The sequence below is a fragment of the Bacillus cereus group sp. Bce041 genome, from assembly GCF_052646455.1.
On the sequence record NZ_JBQXON010000006.1, the window covers coordinates 293,535 to 313,001 of the forward strand.

Here is a 19,467-nt window from a genome sequence, read left to right on the forward strand (position 1 = left end):
AGGTGATAAAAATGGGAAGCTTATATAATTTAATGAAACCATATAGTGAATTTCAAAGTAAAGAAGAGTTTAATACATATCAAAAACAAGTTTTGAAACATTATCGATTTCAATTAAATAAAACGGATGCTACCATTATTCATTTTTTAGGAAAGTATGCAGTGAATGAGAAACAGAAAACAGTGGGGGTTGCTTGTCCATTAATGGAGACGATTGCTACAAATGTTGGAAAGAGTATTCGTACAGTACGCCGCTCTATTGCAAAGTTAGAGGAACTAGGAATTATAAAGCGTGTTGCGACAAAAGAAAGACATAGGCGCGGCGGATATAGTGCGAACTTATATGTATTTCTTACATCTGCAATTGACCGCATGGATGACCGTATGAAAATGTCCGCATGTGAAAGTGAGGATCGTGCATCTGGCTGTAGTAAAAATGTACAAAAAAATGAGGGTGAAACAATTCTTTCTAAAAACATTCCACAAATAAAAGAGAATAGAAAAGAAACGTACGAGCTTGATGAGACGTATTGCCGTCACGATATACCAAAGCCTTTTATATACGCACTGGTGCCGATGACGAGTAATCCGAAGAAAATTAATATATTTTGGAGTAAGGTCGAGCTTGCATATAAAAAGAGCGGGTTACTAGAACAAGGTGTTTTACTAGAGCAAATATTAGCTGACGAAGAAATGTATGGAAATTTAATTTGGCGTGTGAAAAGTGTTGTAAGAGCATATAAATATGGGGAAATTCGTAAAGACATTGGGGCACTTTTATACAGTACAGTGCGAGATTTATTTTTAGAGATTGGATTAGAATGGGGAGCAGCTGTGAGAAGAAGTAAGGGGATAGCGTTATTTGATCCATTTAAAAAAGAGCCATGCGTATAATACATGACTCCAAGTAGCTAGTCGAACTTTCTTACAACTGGAACACGAATCGCTACAAATAGTACGAAGACGATAACAGCTATTGCACCACTTTTCATAACGGTTACGATTGGAATTCCTATTGCAAGTGCAATGGATGTGAATGCATAAGAGAGCGGGATAAAGCCCATTGATGATAGCATAAGTAAGCTCATTACGCGTCCCATCATTTCCTCTTTTACTGTCGATTGAATCATCGCCATAAGCGGAACGATAGCCATTGCAATTGTAATACCATAAAACATGCCGGCTAATAATGCTTGCCAAAGTACGGTGCTAAAGTTGATGGATAAGAAGAATACACCAGACAGTAGCATCATGATAATGCAAAATAGTCCGCGTCTACGATTAATATTTTTTAAACCGACAATGACAGCGCCTATTGCCATTCCGCCGCCTACAGATGCTTCTAAGTAACTGAAATGGAGCGAGTCACCGTGCAGAACATTTTTAACGAAAAGCGGGAAACCGACTTGCATCGGACCGATTAAAAATAAGTTTAAAAAAGCGCTACAAATAAGGAAAGTTGAAAGGAATGGCGATTCCTTTACATATAAGATTCCTTCTTTAATGGAAGTGAACATACCTTTATCTGTATCTTTTTGTTCTGGCATCGTAAATTGTATTTTTTGAACGAGTATGGCAGCGACAATCAGTAATAAAATCGTAATGGAAAAGATTGTCTCGTAGTTCGTAAATTTAATGAGAATTCCGCCAAGTACAGGGCCTAAGATGACCGATGCTTGGTTCGTCATTTGTGTAAGTGAATTCGCTTGTGTTAACCGGCTTTTTTCTACCAATTCCGGTAAGATAGATCCATCTGCTGACCAGAAGAAAGCATCAGCAAGTCCAAAGAATAAAGCGAATAAAGCAAATGTATATAGCGTTACATCACCAACGATAAACCATGTGAGAATGGTTGCGACAAGAATCGCTCGAATGATATTGGAGTAAAACATAATATTTTTTTTCGGGAATTTATCAGCTACAGCGCCGCCGACAATCATAAAAATAAGCCTTGGAACACTAAGGGCTACGAAAACAACACCGAGTGAAGCTTCAAGGTTTAATGTTTTTGCTATGTACCACGTTTGTGAAAAAGTAAAAAAGGCTAAAGCAAAGCTTGAAAAAAGAGTAGCTGCCCAAAGAAAAAGGAAATTCGTATTTTTTAATAACGGTTTTCCGCTTCCTTCTAAAGCAGTTTTATTTTGTTGTAGTTCCTCCATATTGCTTCCTTTCTATGTGACAAATTTAAACTAAAAAACCAGTAAACGCCCGATTGGTGAGGGCTAATACTTAATGGGAGATGCCCCCACTGATTATAGTTTCACTTTATACAGTTTCTAATATTTCTATACTGCACTTTCTCATTGTAGACAATAATAATGAATTTGCCCAGTAGCTATTTAACGACAAAAAAAGATGCCGAATGGGCATCTTTTTTTAGGCTAACGCAATATAAATATCCAATTGTGCATGATTTGGGTCTAATGCTCTTTCGTCGTAAAGCTCGAAGTCTGTTGTGAAGGCACGTTTATTTTCTTTCGACCATTGCCAAATATATTCCCAAGCTTCGCAAACGACTTCAGCAACTGGTCCCTTTCTCGTTGTAAATACCGCATACGTAGCGGCAGGTATTGTTAAAGTTGTCATATTTTCAGGAACATCTTCTAATGAAGAAACGGGCATACCGATTGTAAATGTATATGTACCAGTTTCATCTGATTCGTAGTTGGAGTAGAAAGCGAATGTTTCTTTCGTTTGTTGATTTGGGATGTGATGCATCATTTGTTCTTGAAAGTATTTGTTCCAAAGCCCGGGGATTTTTCCTTCAGGAGATGCCTCTATTTCATTAGTTGTCGTAACCGAAACGCCGATTGCTTGGAAAGCTTCTTTTTTTACGATAATGGGTTCGTTTATCATTACAAATTCCTCCTTTAAAATAAGAACATACGTTCTTTAATAATATAACATATTTTTACATGTAACGGTTATTGTTTTTTGAAAATTTTAATCATAAACAACAAACTGAAATAACTAAAAAATGGTAAAAATTCTATTGTATGTATGAATAGGTTAGGGAGTATGTTAAGATTTTTATGTATCCTTTAACTGTTATATAAGCCTATGCAGTAGAACGTTTTTACTATATTAAAAATGGTAAAGGTTTGTATAAGTGTCCGGTATATATGCTATTTTTGATAAATTAAAATAGTAATATTCTATGAGATTTATATTGTTGACATTGGGATTTCAACGATACATTTTCGTAGGACGGATTGTTGCGAGTGGATATATATTGCTATGTATACGGCTACGAAATTAAGTAGACGGATAGCAAGTATATAGAAAGGAGAAAGGTAGAAAATATGAAGCAAGTATTGAAGTGTTTTAATGTCGTAACGATGATCACACTTCTCCTATCCATCATATTGCCTTCACCCAGTGCTTTTGCTACAGAGATAAATAAAAAAAGCTGGGATGAGTTACAAGGAAATGATGTGAAAATTAAGGCAGAGCAAGTAAATGCTGAAATATATAAGGGAGAAGTAGCGGAGAGGGAGCACGTATTTCAATATACGATTGAAAATACGGGAGCTACACCAATTCAAGAATTGGTGCTTAAACAAAATAATGAAAATGAAATTACGTTCCCTTCGCAATCTGTGAAAGTAAACGGAGAGAAGTTACCTGAAAATAAGGTAGCGGATTTCTATGTAGAGGAAAAAGATAAGGGAGGAAAGGTTCTTTCTTCTAATCTTAAAATTAAAGATTTAAAATCACATGAAAAAATGACTGTGTTAATAAAAGCTCGTCGTGCACAACATTTTAATAAAGAGTATAAGCAAAAAATTAGTGTGCAAAAGGATCAACTACAAATAGGAAACATGTCTGTAGATGTTGAAGGGATTCCTTCTGAAGACAAGGTTGAAGCTAATACCGATGATGAGGCTGACAGTAGTAAGAAAGAAATCGGATCACCAGCTGATGCTAAATCAAAAGAAGTGGATGGAAAATTAAAAGTATCTGCAGGAGATAAAAATAAACCTACAGCGAACACGGAACTAGTGAAGCAGCCAGTAGATAAAGATGAGAAGAAACTAGAAAAAGAAGCGGAAAATCAGAGCGATGCAAAAGTACAAGCTGCATCAGAAAATGCTTCGAAGGTTCAAATCCAAACAGGAGATAAACAAGGGTTTGGAGATCCACTGTATTCTACAACTGCTGCTGGTAATTTAGTACAGACTGGTAATGTGACACTTGGTTTGACGACCGATCATTATGGCAGACAAAGTCTGGGGTATAAGACGAATAAAATGACTGTGGACGTTGATAACGATGATAGTACTTTTAATTCGTCAACAGGAGCTTTTCCTAACATTCCTGCTGGAAGTAAAGTGAAAAAGGCTTACTTATTCTGGACAGCAGCAATGGGGTTACCAGGAAATATTGCTGATAGAAAGGTTACCGAGGATCAAGTAAGGCAACCAGTCAAAATGAAAATGGGAAATAAAGAATATGCAGATGTAACTGCTGATAGCATACGAAAAGCGGATAGCTTACCTTTTATTTCCAATTACTCAGGTGCTGGTGCTGGTTATGTTGCATATGCGGATGTAACAAATGTAATTGCGCAGCAAGGGATTTCTCAAACTTTGACAGTTGCAAATGTGCCACAAATTAAAGATGTAACAGGTGGCGGCTATTACTGGGGTAACTGGAATCTTATATTAGTTTATGAAAACTATAAAGAAACAGTAAAAGACATGAAGATTTGGGAAGGGCTAGTCTCTCAAAAAAGTACAGCCTGGACAGATATTAGTGTTAATAAAATAAATACACCCAAAGAAGGTACTTTTAAGGCGAAATTTAGTTATTTTTCATCGCAAGGTGATCCAGCTGAGAAAGATGGATATGCATATGATTATGGAGAATATGATTTTGGTGCTGGATATATAAAGATAAAAAATATTAACGGTAAAGATAATGATGCGAATGATTCGTCTATGACAGAAGTACAAGTAGACGGTACTAACGAGTTTGTTACGAAAAAATATCCAGGATATAATCCGGATTGGACGAATTCATTCAGTACTGACATTCATACGTATCATCTTGAAGGACCGAATCAAGTAAAAAATGATTTAAAAGAAGCAAAAATGCGTTTTAGAGCAAATAGTGGCTATGGTGATATTTACGTATTAAATAACGCTACATTTGTTACAGAACATAATGCTCCAAACTTACAAGTTGATAAAAAGGCGTTAGATAGTGCCGGAAAAGAAATTAAGGACATTAAAGCTGGTGAAGAGTTTACGTATCAAATTGAAGTGAAAAATGATACGAAAAATAACCAAGCACCTGTATCTAATGTAAAAGGTTTTGATAAATTAGATGATCGTTTAGAGTATGTTCCGGAATCTATACAATATATTTCTGGAAGTAATAAAGGAAATAAAACAGATAATGCAAGCGATGATGAAGCAGAGTTTGTAAATAATCAAATTGATTTCCGTATGGGTGAAGGGGCAGATGCTAAAGACGGCGGTGTTTTAAAACCTGGTGAGAGTGCTATTATTACATTTAAAGTAAAAGTGAAAGCTTCTGTACAATCAGATACAACAATAAAAAATATCGTTGCGGTAAAGGGAAAAGATAGTACCGAGGTAAATTATGAAACTGCAGATGATGCAAATGTTACGGTTACGCTTCCAAAAGAAGTTCCGGGAGAAATAGAGGCGAGAAAAATAGCTTCTAATAAAACACCGAAGTTAGGTGATGAAGTAGAGTATCGTATTACATTTAAAAATACGGTAAAAGATGGACGTCTAGATGTATTGACAATTGAAGACGAATTACCAAGTAGTCTTGAATACGTGAAAGATAGCTTGAAAGCAGAAGGTGCAAAACCAGAGCCAGTAGAGCTGAAGTTTGAAAATGGTAAAGTAATGGCAAAGTATCCAGAAATTACGGATACAGAAAAAAGAAGTATTGTTTTTAAAGTGAAAGTAAAAGATTCGGCAAAAGTAGGGGAGGCAATCGTAAATAAAGCAATTGCAAAAGATCCGAAAAATGAACCTGTTGAATCGAAGGTTGTTATTACACCGCAAAGTAAAAAAGGTGAAATTGCTGCTACAAAGGTAGTTAATAATAAGAAACCGAAGCTAGGAGAAGAAATCGAGTACCGCATTAGTTTTCATAATACGGTTGAGAACGGAAAACTAGAAGAGGTGCGAGTGGAAGATACAATTCCAAAAGGTCTTGAATATGTAGAAAATAGTATCAAGGCCGAAGGAGAAGCACCTGGACCAGTAGAATTAGCTGTTGAAAATGGAATAGTCAAAGCTAAGTATATCGATATTATGGATATGAAAGAAAGAAGTATCGTCTTTAAAGTAAAGGTGAAGGAAGAAGCAAAAGTAGATAAAGAGATTGTCAATAAAGCAATTGTTGATGATACGAAAAATCCACCGATTGAGCCGGAAGAAAGAATTACTCCGCAATATAAGGATGGAATAATTGATTCGAAGAAGACAGTAGATAATCCATCACCAAAACTAGGAGACGAAGTAGAATACCGAATTAGCTTTAAGAATACGGTAGAAAACGGAAAACTAGAAAAGGTAACGATAGAGGATACAATTCCTAACGGTTTAGAGTATGTAAAAGGCAGTGAAAAGGCTGAAGGTGATAAACCAGCTCCATTAAAGTTAAGTGTGAAAGATGGAAAAGTCATTGCTGAATACGAAAATATTACGGATATGAAAGAAAGAAGTATTGTCTTTAAGGTAAAGGTGAAGGAAGAAGCGGAAGTAGGTAAGGAAATCATTAATAAGGCAACTGTTGATGATATGAAGCATCCGAAAGAACCAGAAGCAAAAATTACACCATTACACAAAGATGGAAAAATTAAAGCGAAGAAAAGCGTAAATAATGAAACACCGAAGTTAGGAGAAGAAGTAGAATACCGAATTAGTATGAAAAATACGGTTAAGTACGGAGAGCTAACAGACGTGATAATAGAGGATACTCTACCAGAAGGTTTAGAGTATGTAGAAAATAGTTTGAAAGCAGAAGGTGCCGGAACAGATTCAGTAGAGCTGAAATTTGAAAATGGTAAGGTAATGGCAAAATATCCAGAAATTATGGATACAGAAGAAAGAATTATCGTTTTTAAAGTGAAAGTAAAAGAAGGAGTAACAGTCGGTAAAAAAATCATTAATAAAGCAACTATTGATGATTCGCAAAATAAGCCAGTTAATCCGACAGCGGAAATTATTCCTCAGTATAAAGATGGAAAAATTGAAGCGAAAAAGATGGTAAATAATGAAACGCCGAAGTTAGGAGAAGAAGTGGAATACCGAATCAGCTTTAAAAATACGGTAGAACATGGAAAGCTAACAGAGGTAATAATAGAAGATTATTTACCAAATGGATTAGAGTATGTGAAAGATAGTGTAAAAGCAGAAGGTTCTAAGCCAGATCCAGTGGAATTGAAATTTGAAAACGGTAAGGTAATGGCAAAGTATCCTGAGATTACAGATACAAAAGAGAGAAGTATTACCTTTAAAGTGAAAGTAAAAGGTAAAGTGAGCGATTCAATTGTTAATGAAGCGATTGTGAGCGATACGAAACATCCGCCAGAAACACCGACAGCAGAAATTATTCCGCAACATAAAGACGGAAAAGTGAAAGCGAAGAAGACGGTAAATAATGAAACGCCGAAGTTAGGAGAAGAAGTAGAATACCGAATTAGTTTTAAAAACACGGTAGAAGACGGAAAACTAGCAGAGGTGAAAATAGAAGATACTTTACCAGAAGGTGTAGAGTATGTAGAAAATAGTGTAAAAGCAGAAGGTTCTAAGCCGGATCCAGTAGAATTGAAAGTGGAAAATGGTAAGGTAATGGCGAAGTATCCAGAGATTACGGATACAGAAGAAAGAAGTATCACTTTTAAAGTGAAAGTAAAAGATGAAGTGAAAGTCGGTAAAAAAATCGTCAATAAAGCAATTATTGATGATACGAAAAATGAGCCAGAAACAACGACGGCAGAAATTACTCCACAGCATAAAGACGGAAAAGTGGAAGCGAAGAAGACGGTAAATAATGAAACGCCGAAGTTAGGAGAAGAAGTGGAATACCGAATCAGTTTTAAAAACACGGTAGAAAACGGAAAGCTAGCAGAGGTAACAATAAAAGATGATTTACCAAATGGATTAGAGTATGTGAAAGATAGTTTACGAGCAGAAGGTTCTAAGCCAAATCCGGTAGAACTGAAAGTGAAAGATGGAAAAGTAATCGCAAAATATCCAGAAATTACGGATCTAGAAGAAAGAAGTATCGTCTTTAAAGCAAAAGTAAAAGAAGAATTTAAGGTTGGTGAAGGCATTGTCAATAAAGTAGTTGTTGATGATACAAAAGATCCAACAACTTCAGAAGTAACAATTACGCCAGAATATAAAGACGGTAAGCTTAAAGCGGAGAAATTTGTAAACAATAAAAAACCGAAATTAGGAGAAGAAGTAGAATACCGAATTAGTTTTAAAAACACGGTAGAAAACGGAAAACTAGTAGAGGTTACAGTAGAAGATGAAATTCCAGCTGAATTAGAGTATGTAGAGAACAGTTTACAAGCAGAAGGATCTAAGCCTAGTCCAGTAGAATTGAAATTTGAAAACGGTAAGGTAATGGCAAAGTATCTAGAAATTACCGATACAAAAGAAAGAAGTATTATCTTTAAAGTGAAAGTAAAAGAAGAGGTAGAAATAGGTAAGGAGATTGTTAATAAAGCAATCGTAGTAGATACAAAAAATAAGCCAGAAGAGCCTCATGTGGAAATTACTCCGCAATATAAAGATGGTAAAATTGCTGCGCAGAAAGTGGCAAATAATCATAAACCGAAACTAGGAGAAGAAGTAGAATATCGAATTAGTTTTAAAAATACGATAGAAAACGGAAAACTAGCAGAGGTAAATATAAAGGATGCCTTACCAAATGGTTTGGAGTATGTAGAAGGCAGCATCACAGCAGAAGGTTCTAAACCGAAACCAGTAGAGCTACAGGTGAAAAATAATAAGGTAATGGCAAAGTATCCAGAAATTACAGATACAGAGGAAAGAAGTATTGTCTTTAAAGCGAAGGTAAAAGAAAGCGTAAAAGTGGGAGAAGAAATCGTAAATGAGGCAATTATAGATGATACAAAGAATCTGCCAGAAGAGCCTTATGTACCGATTACACCACAATATAAAGATGGGAAAATTGAGGCAAGAAAAGAAGTAAGTAATCATGAACCGAAGTTAGGTGAGGAAATCGAATATCGAATTATTTTTAATAATACGGTGAAAGATGGAAAACTAGCAGAGGTAAAAATAGAAGATGAAATTCCAGCTGGATTAGAGTTTGTAGAAGGAAGCGAAAAGGCTGAAGGTGAAGAGCCAAAACCAGTGGAGTTGAAAGTAGAAAATGGTAAGGTAATGGCAAAGTATTCAGAGATTATGGATACGAAAGAAAGAAGTATCGTCTTTAAAGTGAAGGTGAAAGATTCAGTTGCAATAGGTAAAGACATCACAAATAAAGCGATTATCCATGTTGATGATCCGAACCATCCAGTAATTGATCCGACAGCAAAAATTACACCGCAATATAAAGACGGTAAAATTGCTACTCATAAAAAGGTGAATAATCATAAACCGAAGCTAGGGGAAGAAATCGAATACCGAATTTCATTTAATAATACGGTGAAAGATGGAAAACTGGCAGAGGTGAAAATTGAGGATGAAATTCCGTCTGGTTTAGAGTATGTGAAAGATAGTCTGGAGGCCGTAGGTGATAAGCCTGTGCCTACAGAACTTAAAGTAGAGAATGGAAAAGTAACAGTGAAGTATCCAGAAATTACGGATACGAAAGAAAGAAGTGTCATCTTTAAAGTAAAGGTAAAAGAAACAGCAAAAGTTGGAGGAGAAATAACAAATAAAGCGATTATTGAAGTGGATGATCCGAAACATCCAGTTATAGAACCGACAGCGAAAATAAAGCCAGAATATAAAGATGGTAAGTTAACAGCAGCGAAGACAGTAAGTAATAAAGAGCCAAAGCTAGGAGAAGAAGTAGAATACCGAATTAGCTTCAAAAATACGGTGGAAAACGGAAAACTAGATGTAGTTACAATAGAAGATGAAATTCCAGCCGGTTTAGAATACGTGCAAGGTAGTATTAGATTTGAAGGGGCTGAGCCAAATCCAATAGAGTTAAAAATGGAGTTTGGAAAAGTAATCGCCAAGTATCTAGAAATTACAGATACGAAAGAACGTAGTATTATTTTTAAAGCGAAGGTAAAAGAAGCGCCGAGTAAAGGGATAACAAATAAAGCAGTAGTGGACGATAAAATAAATCCGCCACTTGAGCCTACAGTTACAATTTTACCGAAAACAAAAGAAGATTTTAAGATACCAGAAGATCCGAAAGATCCGAAAGAGCCGAAGGAGCCAGAAGTGAAACCGGAAGATCCGAAAGAACCGAAGGAGCCAGAAGTGAAACCGGAAGATCCGAAAGAACCGAAGGAGCCAGAAGTGAAACCGGAAGTAAGATTGGAAAAATTAATTAAAGAGCCGCAAGTAAAAACAGAAAGAGAATTACCGAAAACAGGGGCAGCGTCTCCATGGATGATGTCAGTTGGTGCTGGAATTTCATTCTTAGTTGGCGGAGTATTATTCGTATTAGGTAGAAGAAGAAAACAATAATTTTTTTAGACGAAAAGCACACTGAGTTCGATAGTTTATCGAATTCAGTGTGCTTTCGTGGTATATAAAATAAAAGCTCCTTCCACGTATGGAAGGAGCTTTTATTTCTACATATTAAAACATGCTTGAGCTATGCATTGGTTGAAGTTTTGCATTTGGATCGAAGTAAGCTTTTGCATTGTTTACTGCTGTTGGTGCTTCACCGAAGCCGCAAGCAATGAGTTTTACTTTTCCTTCATATGTACAAATGTCACCAGCAGCGTAAATGCCAGGAATATTTGTTTCCATTTTTGAATTTACAAGGATGCTGTTTTTTTGTATATCTAAGCCCCAGTTTTTAATTGGGCCAAGAGAAGAAACGAAGCCATAGTTTACAATTACGTCATCAACATCGATGATAACTTTTTCTTCCGTTTTTACGTGCTGAAGAACGACTTGTTCAATTTTGTCATCACCAATGAGTTCAACTGGAACATACGGTGTACTTACTTCTGCACGAGAATTCATTAAGTTTTCGACGCTATGTTCATGCGCACGGAATTTATCGCGGCGATGAACGATTGTAACTTTTTCAGCGATCGGTTCTAACATCATTGTCCAATCAACAGCTGAATCGCCGCCGCCAAATACTACGACGCGCTTACCGGCAAATTTATTCATATCATCAACGAAATAATGTAAGTTTTTCTTTTCATACTTTGCTGTACCTTCTAATTCTAAGCGGCGTGGTTGGAAAGCACCATTGCCAGCAGTAATAATAACTGATTTAGAATAGTGAGTTTGCTTATTCGTAACAAGTTTAAATATACCGTCAGCTTGTTTCTCAAGCGTATCGACAGCTTCTTCTAAACAAACGGTTGGGTCAAATTTCTTCATTTGCTCTTTTAAGTTATCAACTAATTCTTGTGCGCGCACTTTTGGGAATCCAGCTACATCATAAATGTATTTTTCAGGGTAGAGTGCGGATAATTGTCCTCCAAGTTGAGGTAAGCTTTCAATGATTTTTACACTTGCTTGTCTCATACCGCCATAAAATGCTGTGAACAGCCCTGTTGGACCACCACCAATAATTGTTATGTCGTAAACTTTTTGATTTTCTGCCACTTTCATTCCCCCTATAGATGGAATTTTGATATTGATTTCATATATTGTTCATATGTACACGAAAATCCTGCAAATGATGACACTTTCAAATAAATGATAGCATATTTGAGTTCATAATACTTCTGAAAACGACTGAATTGTGTGTAAGTTTTCGCATAGGTTCTTTTTTATTGTATAAAATATACAGAAAGGAAAATACATGAAAAAAAGTCTAAAAAACCCTTGAAAACGCTATGTTATTTTAAAATATTGATAATTCTCCAGACGCTTGAATTCTGGAATAAAACCGACTAATATAGGGAAGTATTATGTTAAATTTCTATGACAAAATTCGTACGATTTTTTGACTGCGTTTTGTTATGATATAGAATGTGATAAATTCCACATTCTTGACAAATAGAGTTTTTAGTACTTGGTATTATTTCTCATTACTATTATATAAAGAAAAGGGTTGTGATTTGGTGAAGACTCCAAAAATCGTAGTTTTAGGTGCAGGTTATGGCGGGATGATTACGACTGTTCGTCTGCAAAAAGCATTATCTGTAAATGAAGCTGAAATTACGCTAGTAAACAACAACAGCTATCACTACCAAGCGACTTGGTTACACGAGAGCGCAGCTGGTACATTACAAGATGAAAAAATCTGTCTAGATATTCAAGACGTTATTGATACAAATAAAGTAAACTTTGTACAAGACACAGTAGTAGAAATTAAAGCTGCTGAAAAACGCATTATCTTAAAAGACGGCGAGTTAGAGTATGACTACTTAGTAATTGGTCTTGGTTTCGAATCAGAAACATTCGGAATTACAGGATTAAAAGAGCATGCATTCTCAATCGCTAACATTAATGCAACTCGTGAAATTCGTGAGCATATGGAAGCTAGTTTCTCTAAATATGCAACTGAACAACGCGATGAGTTAGTAACAATCGTTGTTGGTGGTGCTGGATTTACTGGTATCGAGTACGTAGGTGAGCTTGCAAACCGTGTTCCTGAACTTTGCAAAGAGTACAATGTACCACGTGAAAAAGCACGTATCATCTGTGTAGAAGCTGCTCCAACAGCACTTCCAGGTTTCGATCCAGCGTTAGTAGAATACGCTGTAAAACAACTTGAGAAAAAAGGTGTAGAATTCCGCATCGGTACAGCAATTAAAGAAGCAACTGAAGAAGGTATTATCGTTGCGAATGGCGATGACACTGAATTAATTAAGTCTGAAACAGTAGTTTGGGCTGCAGGTGTTCGTGGTAACGGTATTGTGGAAGAGTCTGGATTTGAAGCAATGCGCGGACGTGTAAAAGTTGATGAGTACATGCATGCTCCAGGATACGAAGATGTATTCATGGTTGGTGACGCAGCGTTAATCATTAATGAAGAAATTAACCGTCCATACCCACCAACAGCACAAATCGCAATTCAACAAGGTTACAATATTGCACACAACTTAACTGTATTAGTTCGTGGTAAAGGTGAAATGAAAAAATTCGCATTTGATAATAAAGGATCTGTATGTTCTTTAGGTCATGACGATGCAATGGGCGTTGTTATGGGTAAAAAGTTAACAGGTTGGAAAGCTTCCTTCATGAAGAAAGTAATCGATAACCGTTACCTATTCTTATTAGGTGGACCTTTATTAGTTCTTAAAAAAGGTAAATTAAAGTTCTTTTAATATATAGTAGAAAAAGCAGAAACGGCTAAGAGCTGTTTCTGCTTTTTTCATATTAAAAATATAGTATAATATAAAAAGAAAGAATATTCTGTCCGTTCTGAAAGAGGAGGTTATTACATCATGGAGAAACGAGGGAAGGTATGGCTAGCTGTTAGTGGTTTAGTAGCTACAAAAGATGGTAGGTGGCTATTTGTTAAGAAGAAATACAGTGGATTAAAAGGGAAATGGTCTTTACCGGCTGGTTTTGTAAATGAAGGTGAGACGGTTGATGAAGCTGTGAAACGCGAAGTGTTAGAAGAGACAGGCATTGTCGCTCATGTGAAGGGGATCATTGGTGTTCGATCGGGTGTTATTCGTAATGAGATTAGTGATAATATGATTATTTTTCTTTTGGAGCCTGAAGGAGAAAATATTGTTATACAGGAGAAAGAATTGTCTGAAGTGGCGTTCTTACATCCGGATAAGATTGTAGACGATCCGAATACGTCTGTGCTTATTAAATATTTGTTAGAAGGAAGATCAGAACTACATCTTGAAGTGGACAAAACATTAAATCCAGGCGAACCATTTGGTTATACAGCTTATCACGTATTTACGGCACGTGCGAAGGAGAGGGGAAAAGAGTGAGTATACCGGTACTACTTATTTCAATGATGTTATTCTTTATTTTGTTCTTTGGAATTGGATTTTTACTCAACATGATTTTGCGAGCTACTTGGGTAATGGTTATTGTGTATCCGATTGTTTGTATGCTTATTATTAATAAAGCGAGTATGTGGGATTATTTTTCAAAACCGAAAGAAACATTTTCTTCATTTGGGACAAGTGTATCGCACTTAGGACAAGCAGACGTATTTATTCTATCTACTGGATTAGTAGGGGCTGCTTTAGCAGGAGTCGTAATCAAGAAACTTCGGAAAAGCGGATATCAAATGTTTTAATCTCCAATTAAGTTGGAGATTATTTTTTTGCATATTCCTTCATGGTATAGGGAATGATTAACGATGAAGGAGTGTGGAATATAAAAATGTTAAAACGATATTGTATTCGCATTATGATGACTTGTTTACTTGCAATTGCATTATGCGTAACATGGAATGCTTTCACAGGAGTTTCTTTATTAGAGATTGTAAAGAAGTATGAGGGAACGAGTGCAAAAGAAGTACATGCAGCAGAAGTTAAGAGAAATGTTGCTCCGAGTAAAGAAGTGATAAATGCTTTAGAGCAGGCAAACGACTGGTCTAAATATCGTTCAATTGAAATGACTGCAACAGGTTATACATCGGGGATTGAGTCAACTGGTAAGAGGCCAGGGCATCCAGAGTATGGTATTACATATTCAGGTGTTAAAGTGAAAAGGGATTTATATTCCACAATCGCTGCGGACTTACGCGTATTCCCAATTGGAACAATTTTATTCGTACCAGGTTATGGGTATGGTGTAGTAGCTGATAAGGGCGGTGCAATAAAAGGAAACCGTCTTGATCTATATTATGATACGGTGAAAGATGTTTATAGCCAATGGGGTAAGAAAAAAGTAAATGTGTACGTAGTAAAAGTAGGAAATGGTAAGTTTACAGAAGAAGAGTTAACGATGTTAAATCAAGACGAAACGATGCAAGTGTTTCGTGGTCAATATTTAAAACAAAGATAGTCTAGTCGTAATTACGCTAGACTTTTTTTCTTGGCTTATTTCATAATAGAGGGGATTTTACACGTCATATAACTGTAGTTAGAATTGTCGCATTTTATCGAAAATAAAGTTATAATGGTGGTAGAGAAATTTAGGGGGTCTGAACATGTTTCAAGTACAAAAAGAATTAGCAGGTCATGAAGCAGTAATTGTTGCTTTATTTGAAGAAGAGAAAATGAGTAGTTTTGTACAAGAACTGGACAAAGCGTTTGAAGGACAATTACAAGTTTTACTAGAAGAGAAAGAATTATCTACGAAGAAAAAGGCCATTTCGAAAGTGCATAGCTTAGGAAAAACAAATGTGAAACGTTATTACTTTGTTGGTTTAGGCAAGAAAGAGTCTTACACGACAGAAACGTTACGTGCGGCTCTTGGTAAGGCATTTAAAACACTGCAATCAGCAAAAGTACAAGATGCAGCAATCTTACTTGATTCTTTCGTAACAGAGAAATTAGACGCGATTGATGTCGCTCATATTGCAGCAGAGGTACAAGGCCTTGGTACATATGAATTACAAACGTATAAATCAGATAAAAAGGATCGTGTAGAGTTAGAGAAGTTCACGGCTATTACAGCGGAAGATGCACAAGAAATTGAAGCCGCATTAACAGTTGGCTACGTACATGGACGTGCAACAAATTCAGCTCGTACACTTGTAAATATGCCGCCAAACGTATTAACAGCGACAAAGCTTGCTGAGTATGCTGTTGAATTAGCGGAGAAGTATGATATGGACTATAAAGTTCTTGAGAAAGAAGAGATGGAAGATCTTGGTATGGGTGCGTTACTTGCAGTAAACCAAGGTAGTGTAGAGCCACCGAAAATGATTGCTCTTATTTATAAAGGAAAAGAAGAGTGGACAGATGTCATTGGATTCGTTGGAAAAGGTATTACATACGATACAGGTGGTTATTCTTTAAAACCACGTGAAGGCATGGTCGGTATGAAAGGTGATATGGGTGGTGCAGCTGCTGTATTAGGTGCGATGGAAATTATCGGTGAACTTCGCCCAGAACAAAATGTGATCGCTGTTATTCCTTCAACTGATAACGTTGTAAGTGGTACGGCATTTAAGCCAGACGATGTAATTACATCTATGAGCGGAAAAACAATTGAAGTATTAAATACGGATGCAGAAGGTCGTCTAGCTTTAGCTGACGGTATTACGTATGCGAAAAAACTTGGTGCAAACTACCTTGTTGATGTTGCAACATTAACAGGCGGTGTAATTGTTGCACTTGGAAACTATACGACAGGCGCAATGACAAATAATGAAGAGTTATTTGAGCAAGTGCTAGAAGCTTCTATGGAAACAGATGAGCCAATTTGGCAACTACCGATTTTTGATCGTGATAAAGAACGCGTTCGAAACAGTAAGTTTGCTGATTTAAATAACTCACCAGGCCGTGAAGGACATGCGGTTATGGCAGGTACATTCTTAGGCGAATTCGCTGAAGATACACCGTGGGTACACTTAGATATCGCTGGAACATCAGAAACAAAAGGCGCGCACGACTTAGGTCCAGCTGGAGCAACTGGTGCAATGGTACGTACACTTGCAACACTTGTGGAGCGTTTTGGAGAAGAATAAGAGTATAAGTGAAGACTGTTCCAATATTTTAGAACAGTCTTCTTTTTATAGGTTTGTTTACCCCGCTATTTGCCGGGTAGTAAGACTCGCACCCAAAAATTCAGCGAAAGCAAAGCAGTTAGGTGGGGTTGTCGTAAAAGCCCGATTGGTGAGGGCTGATTAAAGTTTCACTTTATAAAGAAATCGTATACAAAATCCCGTTTAAAGCAAAAGAAGTACGGCCCGTTTCTTCAGAGACAACTAATATAAGTGCATCACTCTTTTCTGATAAGCCAATTGCAGCTCTGTGACGTGTTCCTAGCTCAGGATCAACTTCTGTACTTTTCGTTAAAGGAAGAATATTAGCAGCTGAGACAATATGATTATTTTTTACGAGAACGGCACCGTCATGAAGAGGGTTACCTGGATAAAATATTGATTCGAGTAATGGCGCAGTTAAATGAGCGTTTAATGTCGTTCCAGTTTGAATGAGAGCTTCAAGCGTCTCGTTTCTTTCTACAACGATAAGAGCACCATGTTTTCTGGCGCTTAAATGTTGGATAGCTGTTGTAATAAAAGATGAACTTTCCGTATAAGGTGATAAATATGCCTGAATATAGTATGTAGCTGCCAATGTTTGTACATTTGCTAACATATGATGAATATCTTCCATTTTGCATAAAATACATTCGTCTTCTTTATCGATTGCGTTCCTCATAATCGATAGTTCTTTTTCAGCAATTTCAATCATTTGCTTTGTTTGTATTTTGAGCTCTTCTGACAAGCCCCATTCGTGCATAATCCTCATTCCCTTTAGTGGAGTATTTAACAATAGTGTATACAAATATTCCTAGTAAAATCCTGCTAGATTTTATAAAATATTGAGATACAGCATGTTTTTTTCATATAATAAAGGTATGACGAGCGAGAGGAGAGAGAAGAATGAATTGGAAACAAGAATTTAGTCGCTGGCTTTCTTACGCACAATTAGATGCAGAATTAAAAGAACAGCTAGAAAATATGAAGCAAGATGAGAAGAAAATCGAGGATAGCTTTTATAAAAATCTAGAGTTTGGCACAGGTGGTATGCGTGGTGAACTTGGTGTTGGTACGAACCGTTTAAACGTATATACAGTTCGTAAAGCAACAAAAGGATTAGCAAGCTTTATTGAAAAATTAGGTGAGGAAGCGAAAAAACGCGGTGTTGTTGTAGCCTATGATTCTCGTCATAAATCACCTGAGTTCGCAATGGAAGTTGCTGCTACACTTGGGGCACGCGGTATCACAACATATGTGTTTGAAAGCTTACGTCCAACGCCAGTACTTTCTTTCGCAGTTCGTCATTTACATACAGTAAGTGGAATCGTTCTTACGGCAAGCCATAATCCACCTGAATATAACGGATACAAAGTATACGGTGAAGATGGTGGACAGTTACCTCCAAAAGAAGCAGATGAGTTAATTAGCTACGTAAATGCAGTAGAAGATGAATTAACAGTTGAAGTCGCTGATGTAGAGCAATTAAAAGCTGACGGTTTATTACATATTATTGGACAAGAAGTAGATGATGCATATGCTGCAGAATTGAACAATGTCATCATTAATAAAGAAATGGTGCAAAAGGTCGGCAAAGACTTAAAAATCGTCTTTACACCATTGCACGGAACATCAAATATTTCTGTACGCCGTGGTTTAAAAGAAGTTGGATTTACAGATGTAACAGTTGTAAAAGAGCAAGAGTTACCAGATCCAAACTTCTCTACAGTAAAATCACCGAACCCAGAAGAGCACGCAGCGTTTGAGTATGCCATTCGTGACGGTGAAAAGGTAGGCGCAGATGTATTAATCGCAACTGATCCTGACGCAGACCGCCTTGGTGTAGCAGTGCGTAATCATAATGGTGAGTTCCAAGTATTAACAGGAAACCAAACAGGTGCATTAATGCTTGATTACTTACTATCTCAAAAGAAAGAAAACGGAACGCTTCCAGAGAACGGTGTCGTATTAAAAACAATCGTAACGTCTGAAATTGGTCGTACAATTGCAAAAGCATACGGTTTAGATACAATTGATACGTTAACTGGATTTAAATTTATCGGTGAGAAAATTAGACAGTATGAAGAAAGTGGACAATATGAATTCCAATTCGGTTATGAGGAAAGCTATGGTTATTTAATCCGCCCATTCTGCCGTGATAAAGATGCAGTACAATCTGTTCTATTTGCATGTGAAGTAGCTGCATACTACAAATCACAAGGGAAAACGTTATATGACGGTCTATTAGAAGTATTTGAGAAGTACGGCTTCTTCCGTGAAGACCTTGTATCGTTAACGTTAAAAGGAAAAGATGGAGCTGAAAAAATCCAAGAGATGATGGCAACGTTCCGTGAGAATCCTCCGAAAGAAGTGGCGGGCTTAACAGTCGTAGCAGTGGAAGACTATAAAGCAAGCATCATTACATCTTTACAAGATGGACATAAAGAAGAGATTCACTTACCGAAATCAAATGTGTTAAAATATCAATTAGAGGATGGTTCATGGTTCTGCCTACGCCCATCTGGAACTGAGCCGAAGATTAAGTTTTACTTTGGTGTAAAAGATAGTTCTTTACAAAATAGTGAACAAAAGTTACTTACTATTAAAGAAGACATTATGAATCGTTTATAATACAAAGTAATTTTAAGTAGTAAGGAACAAAAGGGAGCGAAATCTCCCTTTTGTTTTATGTAGGAAATGCTTGCTATTGATTCCGACAGGA

At 36.6% G+C, this 19,467-nt stretch carries 12 protein-coding genes; 8 read left to right on the plus strand and 4 right to left on the minus strand.

All coding sequences use genetic code 11. The features are described 5' to 3' along the window. Positions 1-11: 11 nt before the first annotated feature. Positions 12-893 (plus strand): helix-turn-helix domain-containing protein, encoded by an 882-nt coding sequence (locus ACUN13_RS20820; RefSeq protein WP_088346158.1) that lies wholly within the window; start codon positions 12-14, stop codon positions 891-893. Between the two features lie 17 nt (positions 894-910). Here the strand turns inward: ACUN13_RS20820 and ACUN13_RS20825 are convergent, their stop codons facing one another. Further along, positions 911-2,158: an MFS transporter gene (locus ACUN13_RS20825; protein WP_025686933.1), complete on the minus strand. Its 1,248-nt coding sequence runs from the start codon at positions 2,156-2,158 to the stop codon at positions 911-913. A 217-nt stretch (positions 2,159-2,375) separates the two neighbouring features. Next, positions 2,376-2,855, minus strand: coding sequence for a GyrI-like domain-containing protein (locus ACUN13_RS20830; protein WP_088346159.1), 480 nt, complete (start codon positions 2,853-2,855; stop codon positions 2,376-2,378). A 446-nt stretch (positions 2,856-3,301) separates the two neighbouring features. Here ACUN13_RS20830 and ACUN13_RS20835 point away from each other — a divergent pair, with 446 nt between their 5' ends. Further along, positions 3,302-10,672: an isopeptide-forming domain-containing fimbrial protein gene (locus ACUN13_RS20835; RefSeq protein ID WP_445423937.1), complete on the plus strand. Its 7,371-nt coding sequence runs from the start codon at positions 3,302-3,304 to the stop codon at positions 10,670-10,672. 114 nt (positions 10,673-10,786) lie between these two features. Here the strand turns inward: ACUN13_RS20835 and ACUN13_RS20840 are convergent, their stop codons facing one another. Further along, positions 10,787-11,776, minus strand: coding sequence for an NAD(P)/FAD-dependent oxidoreductase (locus tag ACUN13_RS20840; RefSeq protein ID WP_000829785.1), 990 nt, complete (start codon positions 11,774-11,776; stop codon positions 10,787-10,789). 461 nt (positions 11,777-12,237) lie between these two features. Between ACUN13_RS20840 and ACUN13_RS20845 the strand changes: the two genes are divergently transcribed. The 5 genes from ACUN13_RS20845 (at position 12,238) to pepA (ending at position 16,730) form a co-directional block, all read left to right on the plus strand. After that, complete coding sequence (locus ACUN13_RS20845; RefSeq protein WP_000856612.1) at positions 12,238-13,446, plus strand: NAD(P)/FAD-dependent oxidoreductase; 1,209 nt, start codon at positions 12,238-12,240, stop codon at positions 13,444-13,446. A gap of 120 nt (positions 13,447-13,566) precedes the next feature. Beyond that, positions 13,567-14,073 (plus strand): NUDIX hydrolase, encoded by a 507-nt coding sequence (locus ACUN13_RS20850; RefSeq protein ID WP_025686930.1) that lies wholly within the window; start codon positions 13,567-13,569, stop codon positions 14,071-14,073. Beyond that, complete coding sequence (locus ACUN13_RS20855) at positions 14,070-14,387, plus strand: YuiB family protein (RefSeq protein ID WP_000027016.1); 318 nt, start codon at positions 14,070-14,072, stop codon at positions 14,385-14,387. Before ACUN13_RS20850 ends, ACUN13_RS20855 begins: the two co-directional genes overlap by 4 nt. A gap of 86 nt (positions 14,388-14,473) precedes the next feature. Next, a complete protein-coding gene (locus ACUN13_RS20860; protein ID WP_000920103.1) occupies positions 14,474-15,100 on the plus strand; it encodes a 3D domain-containing protein in 627 nt (208 codons plus the stop codon). Positions 15,101-15,245: 145 nt separating this feature from the next. After that, a complete protein-coding gene (pepA, locus tag ACUN13_RS20865) occupies positions 15,246-16,730 on the plus strand; it encodes a cytosol aminopeptidase (RefSeq protein WP_000487950.1) in 1,485 nt (494 codons plus the stop codon). A 172-nt stretch (positions 16,731-16,902) separates the two neighbouring features. Here the strand turns inward: pepA and cdaS are convergent, their stop codons facing one another. Beyond that, positions 16,903-17,508: a sporulation-specific diadenylate cyclase CdaS gene (gene cdaS / locus ACUN13_RS20870; RefSeq protein WP_000545252.1), complete on the minus strand. Its 606-nt coding sequence runs from the start codon at positions 17,506-17,508 to the stop codon at positions 16,903-16,905. 143 nt (positions 17,509-17,651) lie between these two features. Here cdaS and ACUN13_RS20875 point away from each other — a divergent pair, with 143 nt between their 5' ends. Further along, positions 17,652-19,376, plus strand: a complete 1,725-nt coding sequence (locus tag ACUN13_RS20875; protein ID WP_445423938.1) for a phospho-sugar mutase — start codon at positions 17,652-17,654, stop codon at positions 19,374-19,376. The last annotated feature ends 91 nt before the right edge of the window (positions 19,377-19,467 follow it).

Coding starts and splice junctions, on each gene's coding strand:
- cdaS (WP_000545252.1), bottom strand. CDS start 17,508: ATGCACGAATGGGGCTTGTCAGAAGAGCTCAAAATACAAACAAAGCAA.
- ACUN13_RS20835 (WP_445423937.1), top strand. CDS start 3,302: ATGAAGCAAGTATTGAAGTGTTTTAATGTCGTAACGATGATCACACTT.
- ACUN13_RS20830 (WP_088346159.1), bottom strand. CDS start 2,855: ATGATAAACGAACCCATTATCGTAAAAAAAGAAGCTTTCCAAGCAATC.
- ACUN13_RS20825 (WP_025686933.1), bottom strand. CDS start 2,158: ATGGAGGAACTACAACAAAATAAAACTGCTTTAGAAGGAAGCGGAAAA.
- ACUN13_RS20850 (WP_025686930.1), top strand. CDS start 13,567: ATGGAGAAACGAGGGAAGGTATGGCTAGCTGTTAGTGGTTTAGTAGCT.
- ACUN13_RS20875 (WP_445423938.1), top strand. CDS start 17,652: ATGAATTGGAAACAAGAATTTAGTCGCTGGCTTTCTTACGCACAATTA.
- ACUN13_RS20860 (WP_000920103.1), top strand. CDS start 14,474: ATGTTAAAACGATATTGTATTCGCATTATGATGACTTGTTTACTTGCA.
- ACUN13_RS20820 (WP_088346158.1), top strand. CDS start 12: ATGGGAAGCTTATATAATTTAATGAAACCATATAGTGAATTTCAAAGT.
- pepA (WP_000487950.1), top strand. CDS start 15,246: ATGTTTCAAGTACAAAAAGAATTAGCAGGTCATGAAGCAGTAATTGTT.